Here is a 15,580-nt window from a genome sequence, read left to right as displayed (position 1 = left end):
GCAAGGTGTGGAGCCAGCGAGGGCAGCGCAAAACGGTGAGCGGAAAACGAGGGCGAGGGCGAGTCAATGTTATGGGGGGACTGCGCTACCATGACCGCCAACGACAATGCTATTTCATCGACCAAGGCAACAGCGAGAGCTTCTATGCTCAGCTTGTGAACCTCAACCAGTTTGTGGAGCAAGAATGGGTGAAACAGGGCAATGTTGCCGCAACGTTTCAGGTTCAAGGACCGAAGATTCTTCTTGTGTTGGACAATGCCAGCTATCACAAAAAGCAGGCAATGAGGGCAGAGATTGAAGCGATGCTCCCGAATATTGAACTCTACTTTTTACCTGCTTATAGTCCAGATTACAATTTGATTGAGCTAGTCTGACCTTCCTGCCAAGAGTTTATTGCTCACCGTCTGTTCCAATCGGTTGAGGAATTCAGAACGTTGCTCGACCGATTACTCAATCAAGGCGAGTTGAAGATTCGATGGAACCGGAAACTTAAGAATAAAGGAAATGCTGTGCTTGCAATCTAGATGTTGAGCAGCTTATCACCTTCGGTTATCGTGAGGCAAAACAATCCGAAAATCAAGGGTATTGTCATATAACTCAAGCTACAATTCTCCAGCAGTAAGCATTCTGCTGTATTTTCCACAGTGAAGCGTACCGTCCCTGAAGCTCTAGAAGCTGGCTGTGAGTCCCTTGCTCAATCATTTGCCCTGACTCTAGCACTAAGATTTGATCGGCTCCGACCACGGTCGATAGACGATGAGCAATGACAATCACCGTTTTGTTTTCAACTAAGCGATCGATAGCCCGTTGAACTGCGACTTCACTTTCTGTATCGAGCGCAGAAGTTGGCTCATCGAGCAGCACGATCGGTGCATCTTTAAGAATGGCACGAGCGATCGAGATGCGCTGCCGTTCTCCCCCTGATAATGCTCCACCAATTTCACCCACACGAGTTTCATATCCATTCGGTAAGCGACTGATAAAATCATGACAATTTGCAGCTTGCGCCGCTGCCTCAACTTCTACATCTGTTGATCCTGGTTTTGCAAGGCGAATGTTGTTGTAGATCGTATCGTCAAAGAGATAAACATCTTGAAAAACGACTGAAACAAGGCGCATGAGCTGAGTTGGATCGATGTGGCGAATATCAATTCCACCGATACAAATTTTGCCTTGTTGAACATCTGCATAGCGGCTAATCAGTCGTGTAATCGTTGTTTTTCCGCTTCCAGAAGAGCCAACTAATGCGGTAAAACTTCGTTCAGGACAGTGTAGCGAGATGTTTCGCAACACGGGTTCTGATTGATCAAGATAGGTAAATGTGACGCTTTCAAACGAAATATCAAACTTTTCTGGAGCTTGAGTTGGAGCAAGAACGACAAGCGGCTGGATTGAAAGTAATGCTTCAATCCGTTCTAGTGCAGCTTCTGTAATGTCAAATACAGCCGCATAGTTCGCAAAGACTGCTAATGGTTCACTAAATCGTACTGCAATGACTAAGAGCGCAATGAGAATTGGAAGAGATAGGCTTCCTTGCAGCACATAAACGCTACCCAAGGCGATGATCAAGAGAATGCCGATTTCTACTAGCGTTGCAATCATTAAGCTCGGTAGAATGACAAGCTGGTTAGTTCGAGATTGGGTTGCTCGCTGATTGGCTAATGCTTTCTGGATCTGTTGCGATCGCGATCCGACTTGTTTTGTCGCTCTCAAAACAGGCAGACCTTGAGCATACTCAATCACACGAGAGGCAGTTTCAGCATCTGCGATCGCGGTTTGTCGAGTGCCCTGACCGACAATTTTGCGAAACTGTTGATAAATTGGAATTGCTAACGGGAATGTCAGCGTTAGCGCGATCGCGAGTCGCCAATCAATCCAGAACATCACAGCAATCGTGACACAGGGAACCACTAACGTTTGAATAATGGTTAAGCACAAACTTCCTAACCATAGAACAATCTCGGAAACATTGCCGCCTAAAATAACATTGAGTTCTCCTGAGCGACGATTGGTAAGCTGTTCTAATGGAATCCGTCGCAGTTGTTCACCCAGCTTTAGGCGAGTGTCGTGAGAGATTTCATTCACCGCGTCCCAAGAGAAGGTTAGTTCTTGCCAACGGAGTACCGTCTCGATCGCGAACAGTCCGCCTGAGATTGCTAAGAGAATTCCGAGGCGCGAAGTATTAATCGGATGCTCAAACAGTGCCAGCATCAAGGGGAAAAGTAAGGCATAGATACAACCCTCTAAGACTGATGCGATCGTAGAAATCCGAACGTTTCGCTGCATCTGAGGAGCATGATCTCCTAACACTCGCAGCATCCGGCGATAGGGTTGAATCATCGTGAACTCACAGCTTGATTTTTGACTTGAACTGACCAATTCTGAGCGTGTTGATGGTTGTTCCACAATCGAGCATAGAGGCGATCGGCAGCAACTAACTCCTCATGCTTGCCTTGTTCTACAATTTGACCTTGATCGAGAACAACAATTTGATCGACTTCTCGAATCGTTGAAAGGCGGTGAGCAATGATAATCAAAGTTTTGTTTTGAGTCAGAGATGCAATCGCTTGCTGAATCAATGCCTCATTTTCGGGATCACTAAAAGCAGTCGCTTCATCTAGCACCACAATTGGATTGTCCTGCAAAATAGCGCGAGCGATCGTAATGCGTTGCCGTTCTCCCCCAGATAATCGGGTTCCTCGCTCTCCAGCGATCGTATCGTAACCCTTCGGCAGACTCAGAATAAAGTCATGTGCCTGTGCTGCCTTTGCTGCTGCGATTATTTCTGCATCGGTCGCATCGGGCTTTCCAAGTCGAATGTTTTCTCGAATCGAATCGTACAGCAGAAAGGTATCTTGAAACACGAAGGAAACCCAGGACATTAGAGTATCGTTCGTTAGCTCTCGAATATCAACGCCACCGATTTCGATCGCGCCCGTAGTTACATCCCAGAACCGAGGAATCAATCGTGCGATCGTCGTTTTTCCGGCTCCTGATGGTCCAACGAATGCCGTAATGCTGCCCGCAGGTATCTCAAGATTGATGTTTTGCAATGCTAGACGATCGCCATAGGAAAAGGAAACATCCCGAAATCGAATCGAAGCATCATTTGGCTGTCGGGTAGCATTCGACTGAGGTAATGTAGGCTCTGCAAGAATGCTTCCTAACCGTTTTGCTGCTGCACTCGATTGGTTCGTATAGTATGACAACATCATCAAAGGTCGGAAGGCTCCAATCAGATTTGGAGACAGCAAGAGAAACAGTAAAAATGTTGAAAGCTCTAGCTGATTCTGACGATAAAGCCAACTGCCAACGCTAGCGACTAACAATAGAACGGGCAAAGATTCAAACAATAAACTGCCAATCCGACCGGGAACGGCTGTTGCCCCTGACCAGGCTTTAAGCTTATCAGTGAACTCATCCAACGACTGCCGAAATCGCACAAAAGAAGTCGTTCCATCGTCAAATGTCCGAACAACCTGCATTCCCTGAACAAATTCGACAACAGAATTGTTGACTTGCTCATTTGCTAAATCATACTCCTGCCGACGTTCTTTGTAGTCCTTCATCGCAAGACTCATAAAGATAAAACCGAGCGGCGCGATCGCAACTGCAACCAGTGTCATTTTCCAATCGGCGAGGAGTAAGACGACAAAGGTTAGAATCGGCGTTGCATAAGCGCGAGCAATCAGAGGTGTACTATCTGCTACAAACGCATGAAGTCCCTTCACATCGTCTTGTACAACCTTTTTGATCGCACCTGATCCCATCGCAACAATGTAGCCAAGTGGTAACTGTGCAAGATGTTCTACAAGCTGCGTTCGGAGAATTTGCTCTAGCTTAAAAGCAGATTGATGCGAAACATAAAAAGAGAGCGATCGACACGCAAAACTGAGTGCCGTACAAAGCACCGAAATCCCAATCAACCGCCAAACTTCGCTCGATTGCGGGTTTAGTGAGAGAAGGTGATCAATCACTAAGGGAATCGGGAGGAGTGCAGCAAGTCCAGCGATTGCTCCGACAACAGAGATCGCGATCGCAGTATTGATTCCGCCTCGAACAGGTTGGATAATTTGCCAAAGACTAACTTCAGAAGTGGGAGTCGTCATCGTGTAGCACTGTAGAATGAGGTGATTTAATCTTAGAAAATTACCGCGATCGCAGATTGCTCAGAACGGATTTTCTTTCGCTTAGAACGGATCTTTTTCCAGAAAACTTATTGTTGCTGATTCTGAACTAATATTTTTGGTTGTTCTGATGTCATCCCAAATTTCTCGATCGCTCCCCAAACCGTAACCAAACAGGTCAATCCAGCAGCAATCAGAAGCGTCGGAACATATCCAAGTTTTTCACCAAGAATTCCGCCGATAGGACTCATTGCAATCCCCACGAGATAAATCGCTGAAGCCTGGATGGTGAAATCACTTCCAGCCGTTGCAGCTTCACATCGATCCATCGCGATCGTCAGTAGAATTGTGTCCGCGATCGCAGTAGCCGCACAGAACAAACAAGAAATCACAGTCAGGATCACAACATTACTGACCCCAAGTGCAGGCGGAATGAGAGTCAGGATCGCGATCGCTTGAAAGATGCCGAATGCAATCAGCGATCGCTGTCTTCCCATCCAAACAATCAAAACTCCAGCAAACAATGCCCCGATCGCTCCCATTGCAAGTCCAATCACGCCAAAAACTAGCCCAATCATTTCCAGCGAAAGCCCTCGATCCACAAGCAGCGGGCGCAATAGCACATAAGCCATCGAAACTCCAGCTAGGTAGGTTGCCATAAATCCGAGCCAGTGCCAAGTTCCAGAGTGGCGAAAAAACTGCTTGAAAGCCTGAAAATAGCTCACAGGCTCTAAATCAGATCGAGTCTGATAAAGCTTAGATTCTTGAATCAATAAAATTGGAATCATGCCGATTGCAAGCATGACTGCCATTGAAATCATTGCGTTATACCAACCAATGCGATCGAGCAAAATAAGCATCACTCCGCCCCCGATCAGTCCGCCTGCGTAGTTGCCGCTCTTTTGAATGCCATTTCCGATTCCCCGTTCTTGAGGCTCCAGCATTCGAGTACTCAGCGCATCTGCTGCAATGTCCTGGGTAACACAAACCGTGGAGAGGAGCAGCATCAGCCCAATTAAGAGCGGGAATTGAGTTTGCAGGTTGAGCGGCGCGATCGCGATCGTCAATAGAATGGCTAATACCTGAAAGAAGAGAATCCAAAATCGGTAATGACCGAATCGACGCAAACTGTAGCGATCGATCAACGGTGCCCAGAGGAACTTTAGCCCGAACGGGAGGATAACCAGGTACGTGAGACCGATCGCATCCAGTCCCATACCTTGCTGCCGCATGAATACAGGCATTCCCATCATCAGAAAAAACAGCGGAATGTATTGCGAAACATACAGGGCAACAAGGATGAACCACTTCGGATTAAACATAAGAAAATTGACAGAGTGAACTAGAAATTGAGCTTGAGTTGAACGCCATACGTCGCACGATTACCAAATGCAGCAATCACATTAGGAGGCGGAAAAACAAAGGCTTGAGTGTAGTAGCGCGTATCAAAGAGATTGTTGCCAAAGAGATAAACCCCGTAGTTCTTACCCTCATAGCCGATTCGCGCATTGACTAATGCAAAAGGGGCGCGTCGAATTTGGTTAGCATCATCAAAGAAAGTTGTTCCAAAGCCTTGCACTTCGGCTCGTGCAAAAAGACCGTTTGGACTGCGATATTGTGCTCCAACATTGTAAGTAATACGAGGAGAGTAAGTCACTCGATTGCCGCTAAAGTCAGTTCCGAGGAATGGATTCACGAACTGATTATATCGACCGTTCACATAGCCGAGACTCGCATTCAGTTCAAAGCCGGGTGCTGGTTTTGCTAATAGTTCTAGTTCTAATCCATTGATGTTGACCTGAGCATTGCTGACATCTCGAAAAATTCCATCAGGTCCTGCGGAAATGACTTGATAGTCATCAACATCTGTAATGAAATACGCAAGGCTAGCAGTCAGCTTGTTGTCGAATAAGCTCGATTTGATGCCGACCTCATAGTTCCAAGACTTCTCTGGCTGAAATTCTAGAACATTGCGCGTCTCAGCCCGCAGATTAAATCCACCTGGCTTATAACCGCGTGTAACGCTGCCATAGACCTGAACATCAGGACTGAAGGCGTACTGTACAGCAAAGCGGGGCAAAAAGACATTTTCATTCCGCTCAATATTGTTAAATACCCCAGAAAAAAAGCCAGAGGATAACCCTTCAGGAATAAATTCAGTACTGCGACTGATTTCAGCAGAGTTCGTTTCATAGCGCAATCCTGCCGTCAGGGTTAAGCGATCGCTCGGTTTCACATCAACTTGTCCAAACACCGCAAATCCGCGTTGATCTTCGTCTGAAACAATGCGCTGTGTTCCAGTGCCGATAATATTGAAGTCCTGAGTAGGTGTTGCGAAATTTGAGAAATTGAGATAGGTTCCGAGCAGCCATTTGAAGTTACGGGCGGTTTCGGGAGACTGAATGCGAAACTCCTGCGTCAAAGCTTCATTGGCAAAGGCGTAGGTGGCTGTGAAAATATCGAGCGGTGAATAGTCAGATTCCGCAAAGCCCCGTTGCTTTGAAGTGCGGTGAGTGGTAATCGAGGTTGCAGTGAAGGCTGGGTTACGATAAGCGATTCTCAGGGCTTGGCTGAAGGTATCGTTATTAAGAAAGCCTCCGGGTGTATTGTAGTCAACGCGATAGGGATTCGCAGCGTCGATCGCGGAGAAAACGCCATCCCCATCTTGAGCAGAATTAGCAGCAACTCGGAGTGAGATATCCCAGTCTTCAGAAGGTGTCCACAGCAGTTCTGCCCGTCCATTGAGCGATCGCTGTCTACCTACTGTGTCATCATTCAAGAAGCGATTGAAAAAGTAACCATCGGTCTGCCGAAAAGACCCTGCTAATCGAAAACTGAGTTGATCGGGGATCACCGCATCACTGAGCGATAGACCGAGTTCTTTTGTGTCATAGCTACCATAACCCAGAATGGCTCGAATCTCTGGCTGGTTCGTCGGTCTGCGGGTAACAATATTGACAACCCCCGCTTGGCTGTTGCGTCCATACAAAGTACTTTGAGGACCGCGCAGGACTTCAATGCGATCGACATCAAACAAGTCAAAGTCAATGAAGCCCCCGTACTCATAGGGAACATCATCGACGTAAAACCCAATCACATCTTTTTGAGACAGAAAGTTCGAGTTGCTCAAACCTCGCACACTGTAGAATGTAAAAACTCGCGCAGTGTTTGCTGAAAATGCAGAGAAGTTGGGAGTCCGATTCGCAATATCTTGAACGCTTCTGATGCCTGCGTCTTGGATCTGCTGACTATCGAGAACGGTTAAGCTAATCGGAACATCTTGAGCGCGTTCTGGGCGCTTCTGAGCGGTAACCGTCACCTCTTCTTCAGGTTCAAATGCCAACACGCTGAAGATAGCTCCCGATGCAGATTGCATAATCTCTCCGTCTGGAGCGTCGCTAGTTCCCGTAATGATGACTTGTACAATGTTGTTTGGAGTTGCGATCGCTTTAACTGATGCAATTCCAGCAGCAGGCTTATCTTGCTGAAAGGGTCGCTGCAACTGAGCATTAGCAATCTCAAAAATTAAAGCATTTCCGCTCAGTCGTGAAGTTGCTTTGAGCGATTCTCCCTTTGCAGTCTCTAAAATCAGTTGAAGCCCTTCCCTAGTCGGATTTAGCTTGATTCCGGTGATGATGGTTGGTTGAGATTGAGCGATCGCTTGCTGTTGAAGTTTATTATTCCAATCTTTCAGCGTTGTACTAGGTTGCTCAACTTCTCTCACACGCGGCACTAGAGCTTCTTCAGCTTGCGCGGCTTGTGCAGCTATCACGCTTACTATCCCTAGGAACCAAGCAATTTTGCTCATCAGTCTTTCTCACACAAGGCTTCTAAACAAATCGAGAATGATTATCATTCCTACTCATTTAGACTGATCTTAGAGGGATGAGGCTAAAACTGCTAGTATCTAGACGGATCGAGATCCTCTCTAAACGGATCTATTTGTGAATACAAGCACTTGGCAAAACTCCGAACTGCCGCTTGAATGCCAGCGAGAACTGAGTCGGGCTGCTATATCCAACTATTCGCGAGACTTCTGAAACACTAAGCTTACCTTGTGCTAATAATTGTCTTGCTCGCTCCATCCGCTGCGATCGTAGATATCCAAATACAGTCGTTCCGAAGATTTCCCGAAAGCCTTGTTTCAGTTTGTAATCATTCAAGCCAACTTGTCGAGCTAATGCCAGTAGCGATGGCGGATGCTCCATATTGTCGAGCAAAATGGATCGAGCAGCATGAATGCGATCGCGATCTTGACCTCTCAAAACTGATGTAGACGAGTCTGTTGTCTGAACTTGTGCAAGTTTCAGAACAATCAACTCAACAACTTTACTTTCGAGATAGAGATGCCGAAGCTTTCCTTGATAAGGGCAATGTAAAAGTTGATGCAAGACCATTTCCATCTCTGGAGTATTGGAAGCAATTTGATAGTAAGAGTGTTCAAAATTGTGATTGATGAAAGGTTCAAACTCTTTTGTCAGTTGAATCCCGCAATCTTGAATAAACTGATCCATCAACCAAGGCGCGATCGCAATTTCGATCGTCTGCACTGCCTGTTTTGCAAGTCCGTGCCAAACGCCCAGCGTTCCAATACCTGCAAAGCCAAAAAGATTGTGCTGAAGGTTGGTCTGGAGTGTAATGTTGCGATCGTAATGATGCAACGCAACATTGAGGCAGCCTGAGACTAAAAAGATCAGTTGCCATCGGATATCCGCCTCCGTGTACTGTCCCCCAATCTGAAAATCAGTTTGCCCGGAAATTTGATCGACTTCTAAAGACAATCCAGGGCGTAACCCGGTCACTTGCTTCGTTCCGTGAATCATCGGAATCGACCAATTTACGCGCACTTCCGGATGGTCTTGAAGTCGCGGATCAATCTGTTCTCGCCATCGATCGAGAATCTCTTCAAAGTTCTGCTGTGAGAGAGTGTACTCCATGTTGCAGTTATGAGAGCATTTGAACTTGAAGCACTCGACCGGAATTGGCAAACAGTTGTGCTAGTAGCGATCGGATATATCTTGCCCAAAGTGGCAACCGCTCTGGATAGTTCACAAACTCATTGAGATAAAACTCTTCAGCTTGCAACTGCATCCCAATGCCCCAGTTCTCAATGTCCTGAGCGCGATCGATGCCCCACTTAAATTCAGCATTTGTTTTAGAAACGGTGTCGTGACGTTTCGAGTTTCGAGCAGACTTTTGATTCAACACATCAAAGATCACAGTTGCAGGCGTACAGCGATTTCTGATCGCTTGAAGCAATGACTTCACTTCTGCTTCGGTCAAATAAGGGGCAACGCCTTCGAGGATGATTAACAAAGGCTGCTGAGGCTCGCGCTGAATTTCATCTATCCAAGCAAAATCAAACAGCGATCGAGCAATATACCGATACCGATCCGTCGGCGCAATTAGCTTTTGCTTGAGGTCGATGACTTCTGGAAAATCAACGTCATACCAGCGAATTTCACCATTATCAACTCGCGAAAATCGGGTACACAATCCTGCACCCAGATTCAGCGCTTTTGGATGCGTTTCAATAAAATGTTTGACTCGATTGTCGATCGCCCGAACTCGCAGGGATACGCCTAGCTGTGATGCCCATCCTTTCTGATATTTTGAGAAGTCATAGTCCAGCCGTTCTATCATCTCAACTGCCTGGGGATCATGCACGATCGCATCTTCCCGCTGAGTCTCAATGGAGCGGGCATACAGCGTAATCATCAGCGTCTCTGCAACCCCTGTGAGGGCTACAGTAGGTAATTTCGGCTGTTCAGTTTGCATATGGATAATGGAGGATTAAGTACAATGTTCATGCGAGTTTTATAAATTGCTCTGATTCTTGCAAATAAATTTCAATAAGTCAAGCTCAATGATTTCAGTTGCTAGGTGACCGGAATGGTCGGAGGAAAAGATTTCTAGAGCGCGTGAGAATGCCTTGAGAAGGGCTAAACAACAGCGATAAGATAAATAGTGTAGAAGAAACTAAGACGATCGCAGGTCCCGATGGCAGATTGTGATAGTAGCTGAGATAGATACCTGTAACACTGGAAAAAACTCCGATTACTGCTCCTAGTATCATCATATGGTGAAGCTCTTTGACCAGTAAATAAGCACTTAAAGCTGGACCGACTAGCATCGAAATTACTAGAATTACACCCACTGCTTTCATGCTGACAATAATCGTGAGTGTAATCGCTGACATAAACGCAAAGTAAATCAGGTTAATCGGAAGTCCGATCGCTTGAGCGCCCGTTTTATCAAAGGTGTAAAACAGCATTTCTTTGTAAGTCAATCGAACGACTAGGAGAATAATGAGGGAAATGATTAGAGTTCGTTGAATATCTGCACCCGTCACGCCTAAGATATCGCCAAATAAAAAGCTATCTAGGTCAAGCTTATTCTTCAGAACTGTAATGAGCGTCACGCCAAGCGCAAAGAAAGACGAGAAGGTTAACGCCATTGCTGCATCAGCTTTCACGCGACTTTGCGATCGAATCCAAGCAATCAAAGATGCGCCTAAGATTCCTGCTCCGAATGCGCCAATCAAAATATCAATGCCGAAAAAGAACGAAATCGATAGCCCTGGCAGTACACAATGGGCAATTACATCTCCAAACAGCGCCATTCGTTGCACAATCAGGTAACTTCCGACCACTGGGCAAAGTACACCGATTAAAAGCCCAATTGCGATCGCATTTCGCATAAACTCAAATCCAAGCGGCTCTGTGAGTATTTGCAGCATCATTGACCTTAACAAACGAGTGTAGAATCAAAATCTTGATGGAATGGATTTTGTAGATAAGTTCCATAAGCCTGCTGCAAATTCTCAGCCGTCATGACTTCTTGCGGCGTTCCTGCTGCAATGAGTCGCTGATTGAGCAACAATAGTCGATCGAGCTTCGAGAGCGATTGTCCCCATTCATGAGTACTAAGCAGAAGGATTTTGCCTTGTGATCGCAGTTCATCAAACACATCGAGCATAATCCCTCTTTTGTTACTACTTTGGAAGAGAATCAACCCAAGTAGGCTTAAGCCGCCATTAGGTCTGGGATTGGCAGGATTTGAAATCCATCCATTGCGTCCATCAACTGATGTAATGCCCGTTTCAGTCCCGGAATCGGAAAAGCCTGTAGCCAGGCTTCTACCCATGCCCAACACCAATACGGTTGCAACTCTTTGGGTGCTGCATGTTTACAGGTGTCCATCCTCCATTTGCACAATACGATCGGCAATATCCAAAATCCGATTGTCGTGAGTCACCAGCAAAATGGCGCAGTGCTGTTCTTTTGCCAACCGTTGCAGAATATCTACAACATCTCGACCCGTTTTGCGATCGAGTGCGGCAGTGGGTTCATCTGCCAAAATCAGCGGCGGATGATTCACCAGTGCCCGCGCGATCGCAACTCGCTGCTTTTGTCCACCGGAAAGATGATCTGGATAATCGGTTGCCTGCGATCCCAAACCGACTGCCTGTAGCATGGTGATCGCTCGTTCTCGCCGTTCACTGGGAGGAATTTGTTGATGCAGTTTCAAGGACATACCGACATTTTCCCAAGCGGTCAGGCATCGCAGCAGGTTGTGAGTTTGGAAAATAAATCCGATCTGGCTCCGGACCTGAATTCGCTTCAGTTTGCTGGCACCCTGCAATTCGTGATCTAGCACTTTGAGGCTTCCGGTTTGTACAGATCGTAAGGCTCCAATCAGAGTTAGTAACGTAGTTTTGCCGCTTCCAGACGGACCCATCAGAATCACAATTTCACCCCTGTTAACCTCCAGATTGATATCAGCCAACACTGTTTTTTGCAGTACTCCTTTCCCAAAGCTATAGGTCAGGTTTTGAATGGCAATCACAGGAGTTGGGTTCATAAGCTGTAAAAAACGGGGCGCTTAAAACACATCGGCAGGATCAGCAGAGCGCAGTTTGTTAGATGCGATCGCCGCTGAAGCTACACACATGATCAAGGTCAGAATCAGAACCGTAACTGCAACATCCAGACGCATCACAAGCTCAAGACGAGTAATGTGGGCTAATAAACCATACATGAAAAAAGAAGTGACCCATCCAGGAGCAAAACCCAAAATACCTAACAGCAGCGCTTCCTGGAGAATGACTCTCAGCAAAGCCAGATCGGAGTAGCCGATCGCTTTGAGCGTGGCGTATTCCGATAAGTGATCGCTAATGTCGGCATAAAGCACTTGATAAACCACCACAACGCCAATCACAAACCCCATAATGGCACCAAAGGAAAAAATCGGTCCAGCCGGAGTGGATTCCTGAAACTTCAGTTCCTTTGCAATCAGTTCTGCATGGGTTAGAACTTCAACCCCTGGTACCGTTGCCTGAATTCCGGCTTTGACTGCTGCAATATCGGCTCCTGGCTCTAAAGTCAAAATTCCTACCCCCACCCGCTTCAGCGCCTCTTCTCCAAACAGGTCACGGTAGTTGGCTTCACTCATGATCACATTTCCCTCACCAATAAAGAAGGAATTTCCCATATTGAATAATCCGACCACTGCCAGCCGCCGCTGATTCAAAAACGCTGTAGCATATCCCTTTTCTGCAAACTGTTGAGGAATCGGTCCAAACGACGATCGAGACAGTCGATCGAACAGCAGGCTACCCGGTAAGTTCAGCTTTACGGCTTGTTGAGTAACCTCCGGAATCCGAAAGACTTGCTGCTTGGGATTAAACGCATAGATTCTTGCCTGGAACGAAATGTTTTCCTGGGAATATGCCCATACGCCATCCTCAATGTAGAGCGGCGTAGAATTAGCCACTCCCCGGACGGAAGCAGCTTGGTAGAGACGGATGCGATCGAATCCTCGCGCTCCGATAAATCGAGTGCTGGGATTAACCAGAAATAAATCCCCTGCAATGCTTTCGGGTAGGGCAGTTGCGCCTTCGGTGAAGAGCGATCGGAATCCCAACTGCATAAAGATCAGTACGTTTGCAAAGGTAATTCCGCCCATTGCAACAATCAGCCGAACTTTCTGGTGGGATAGCTGTGCCCAGGCAAGTGGACGCTCTCCGTGACGGGCTTTGAATCGGGATTTAAGCGCAAGAAATTTCATAAAATTTTCTAGGAAGTGATTAGGCTACACTCTTGGTCAGGTAAAGCGCGAAGGTTTGAGCAAGGTGAGTTCTGCTCGTGCTGGCAAAGCAGCCAATGCAGGTTTTGGATGTCCCCGATATCCTCAGTTGTGGAGTCCGTATAGATTCAATCAGAGTCATTCTGCTCGTCAGTAATATCGAGCTTTACGCGAACTTGCATATAAGTCAAAGCTGTAACTTTGGCATTGTCGTTTGGATCAACGCGAATTTTGACCGTTACAATCCGGGCGTTCTGATCCGTTAGGGGGCTGCCCGTTGAACCACCGCTAGCAGCCTCTTGCAGCACTCTGCGACCAATTTGCAGCCCAATCTGCTCCACAGTGCCTTGAATCTCATCTGAAAAACCCCCATACTCGCTGGTTATGGTAGCTCGTTGACCCTTGCGAACTTTGTTGATATCCAGTTCAGAGATTTCTGCTGTTACAAACATGCGATCGGTGCGTGCCAGTTCCATGATTCCCTGACTCGTGTTGACCTGTTCGCCCACTCGCGTATTGATGCGGAGAATTTGTCCCGCGATCGGCGCACGCACCTGTACATCTTCCAGAATAGCTTGGCGCTGCTCAACTGCAATTTGGGCTTTTGTCAGTCGAGCTTCGGCGATTTCCACATCGACCGGACGCACTTCTTGTAGCTCGGCTAAATTGGCTTGCTCCTGCTGAATTTCTGCCTCTAAAGTTGTGCGGGTTTGCTCTAAATCAGCGTGACGCTCGTTTAGCAGGGCGATCGACGTATCGAGATCGCGTTGGGCAAGGTCAAGATCTGCACGAGCGATCGCACCTTGAGCGATTAAATTCTGCCGTCGCTGATAGGTGAGTTGAGCTTCTCGCAAAGTGGCTTTGGCGCTGGCGATCGCGGCTTGTTTTTGTTTCGTTGTAGTTTTTAGTTGGGCTTGTAGTCGAACGATCGCGGCTCGCTGCGCGGTAATTTGTGCTTTTTTTGCTCCGCCCTGTTTCACTTTGTCAACCTCTGCCCGTTGGAGTTTCACATCGGTTTCGGCATCTCGTAAATCGGCTTTGCGGCGATCAATCCCCTGCAAAATCGCAAGCACCTGATCGGCTTTAACCCAATCTCCTTCCTTGACGAGGACTTGATTCACGCGGCTATCTTGAGCATTCGGCACAGAGATTCGGATCACTTCTCCTTCTGGTTCCAGTCGTCCCAATGCCACTACCGAGTCAGCCGGAGCGGCTGTAGCTACTGACTCCGCAGATGGAGACGGCTGTGGGCTACAGGCACACAGTCCGATGATTCCCAGTAGTGCGGCTGATTGTTGAAATCGTTTCATGTGGTGCGGCTAGCGATCGTAATGTTGCAGCAACAAGTACAGAAAATAGGGAGCGCCCAAAACGGCAGTTATCACTCCACAGGGTAGCTCGATCGGGGCAAACACACTACGACCAACGAGATCCGCCGCTACCACAATCAAGCCGCCAATCAAAGCGGCCGTGGGAATCAGTCCTGCATGAGAGGAACCCACCATTTGACGAGCTAGATGGGGAGCCATCAACCCAATAAATCCGAGCGATCCGGCAATGGCAACACTGGCTCCCGTCAGCGCCACGCTGGTCAGCAACAGCAACCCTCGCTGCCACTCGACTCGACTGCCCAATCCGCGTGCAATGTCGTCTCCTAACGTCAGTGCATTTAACTCCCGTGCTAACCCCCACGCCAGCGGCAAGAATATCAGCAACCAGGGAAACAGCGTTGCCACCTGTTCCCAACCGCAGCCGTAGACGCTGCCTATGAGCCAGACCAATGCCTGACTTACCTCACGAATCTCCCCAAACGTAATCAGCAGCGTGGTTAGTGCAGTGACGATCGCTGCCACCCCAATTCCGACCAGAACCAGCCGCAGCGGGGTACTACCTCGATTCCATGCCAGCAGGTAGACCAAAAGCGCCGTCAGCAATCCGCCGACAAAAGCGGCAACAGGCAGCAGCACTAGCGGCAGCGCAGGCAGCAGCACCAGGATTGCCACTGTGACTAACCCTGCGCCTGCCTGCACACCGACAATTTCTGGAGCCGCTAAGGGATTGCGAGTCACCCCCTGTAAGATTGCGCCAGCCACCGCCAATCCCATCCCCACCTCCAGCGCCGCGATCGCCCGTGGCAGCCGCAACGTCATCACCAACAGAGACGCATCGGGATTAGCAGTCTTCTGTCCTAGTAAGGCGCGAACCACTTCCATCGGCGGCAAGAAATAATTGCCGTAGCCGATGCTAACAATTAGCACGACCAAGATCATCAGTGCCAAAACCAACATTACGCCGGGAACCCGACGATCGAGCCGAATGGAGAACCTGCGCGATCGCCAGACTAGCCAGGGTTTCGTCATTGCTAC

General features: G+C 47.8%; 13 protein-coding genes and 1 pseudogene. 1 reads left to right on the top strand and 13 read right to left on the bottom strand.

Annotation, left to right across the window (positions count from 1 at the left end; translation table 11 throughout):
- The coding region (locus GS601_RS15145) for a transposase (RefSeq protein ID WP_162424118.1) at nucleotides 1-374 on the top strand (374 nt) is incomplete at its 5' end.
- Nucleotides 375-597: 223 nt separating this feature from the next.
- On the opposite strand, the gene GS601_RS15140 is transcribed toward GS601_RS15145, so the two are convergent.
- From GS601_RS15140 to GS601_RS15085, 13 genes and pseudogenes are all read right to left on the bottom strand, one after another.
- On the bottom strand, nucleotides 598-2,340 hold the full coding sequence (locus tag GS601_RS15140) for an ABC transporter ATP-binding protein (RefSeq protein WP_162424117.1): 1,743 nt from the start codon (nucleotides 2,338-2,340) through the stop codon (nucleotides 598-600).
- A complete protein-coding gene (locus tag GS601_RS15135; protein ID WP_162424116.1) occupies nucleotides 2,337-4,109 on the bottom strand; it encodes an ABC transporter ATP-binding protein in 1,773 nt (590 codons plus the stop codon). The genes GS601_RS15140 and GS601_RS15135 overlap by 4 nt, the downstream gene beginning before the upstream one ends.
- Nucleotides 4,110-4,216: 107 nt before the next feature.
- On the bottom strand, nucleotides 4,217-5,449 hold the full coding sequence (locus GS601_RS15130) for an MFS transporter (protein WP_162424115.1): 1,233 nt from the start codon (nucleotides 5,447-5,449) through the stop codon (nucleotides 4,217-4,219).
- Between the two features lie 20 nt (nucleotides 5,450-5,469).
- Nucleotides 5,470-7,899 (bottom strand): TonB-dependent receptor domain-containing protein, encoded by a 2,430-nt coding sequence (locus GS601_RS15125; protein WP_162424114.1) that lies wholly within the window; start codon nucleotides 7,897-7,899, stop codon nucleotides 5,470-5,472.
- A 166-nt stretch (nucleotides 7,900-8,065) separates the two neighbouring features.
- Nucleotides 8,066-9,064: a helix-turn-helix transcriptional regulator gene (locus GS601_RS15120; protein WP_162424113.1), complete on the bottom strand. Its 999-nt coding sequence runs from the start codon at nucleotides 9,062-9,064 to the stop codon at nucleotides 8,066-8,068.
- A 7-nt stretch (nucleotides 9,065-9,071) separates the two neighbouring features.
- Nucleotides 9,072-9,905, bottom strand: a complete 834-nt coding sequence (locus GS601_RS15115) for a class I SAM-dependent methyltransferase (RefSeq protein ID WP_238393286.1) — start codon at nucleotides 9,903-9,905, stop codon at nucleotides 9,072-9,074.
- Between the two features lie 94 nt (nucleotides 9,906-9,999).
- Nucleotides 10,000-10,869: a metal ABC transporter permease gene (locus tag GS601_RS15110; protein WP_338017045.1), complete on the bottom strand. Its 870-nt coding sequence runs from the start codon at nucleotides 10,867-10,869 to the stop codon at nucleotides 10,000-10,002.
- 5 nt (nucleotides 10,870-10,874) lie between these two features.
- Nucleotides 10,875-11,105: an ATP-binding cassette domain-containing protein gene (locus GS601_RS15105; RefSeq protein WP_238393285.1), complete on the bottom strand. Its 231-nt coding sequence runs from the start codon at nucleotides 11,103-11,105 to the stop codon at nucleotides 10,875-10,877.
- Nucleotides 11,106-11,152: 47 nt separating this feature from the next.
- Nucleotides 11,153-11,296: pseudogene (locus GS601_RS23275) on the bottom strand (IS701 family transposase); the annotation flags it as partial.
- Nucleotides 11,297-11,315: 19 nt separating this feature from the next.
- On the bottom strand, nucleotides 11,316-11,990 hold the full coding sequence (locus GS601_RS15100) for a DevA family ABC transporter ATP-binding protein (protein WP_162424112.1): 675 nt from the start codon (nucleotides 11,988-11,990) through the stop codon (nucleotides 11,316-11,318).
- A 21-nt stretch (nucleotides 11,991-12,011) separates the two neighbouring features.
- Nucleotides 12,012-13,196, bottom strand: coding sequence for an ABC transporter permease DevC (gene devC, locus GS601_RS15095; protein WP_162424111.1), 1,185 nt, complete (start codon nucleotides 13,194-13,196; stop codon nucleotides 12,012-12,014).
- 146 nt (nucleotides 13,197-13,342) lie between these two features.
- Complete coding sequence (locus tag GS601_RS15090) at nucleotides 13,343-14,524, bottom strand: HlyD family efflux transporter periplasmic adaptor subunit (protein ID WP_162424110.1); 1,182 nt, start codon at nucleotides 14,522-14,524, stop codon at nucleotides 13,343-13,345.
- A 9-nt stretch (nucleotides 14,525-14,533) separates the two neighbouring features.
- The gene (locus tag GS601_RS15085) at nucleotides 14,534-15,574 is read right to left on the bottom strand and encodes a FecCD family ABC transporter permease (RefSeq protein ID WP_162424109.1); all 1,041 of its coding nucleotides are present in this window, start codon (nucleotides 15,572-15,574) and stop codon (nucleotides 14,534-14,536) included.
- Nucleotides 15,575-15,580 lie beyond the last annotated feature (6 nt).

The organism is Myxacorys almedinensis A, assembly GCF_010091945.1.
GTDB lineage: Bacteria > Cyanobacteriota > Cyanobacteriia > Leptolyngbyales > Leptolyngbyaceae > Myxacorys > Myxacorys almedinensis.
This window is presented reverse-complemented; position numbering and strand designations above follow the sequence as displayed.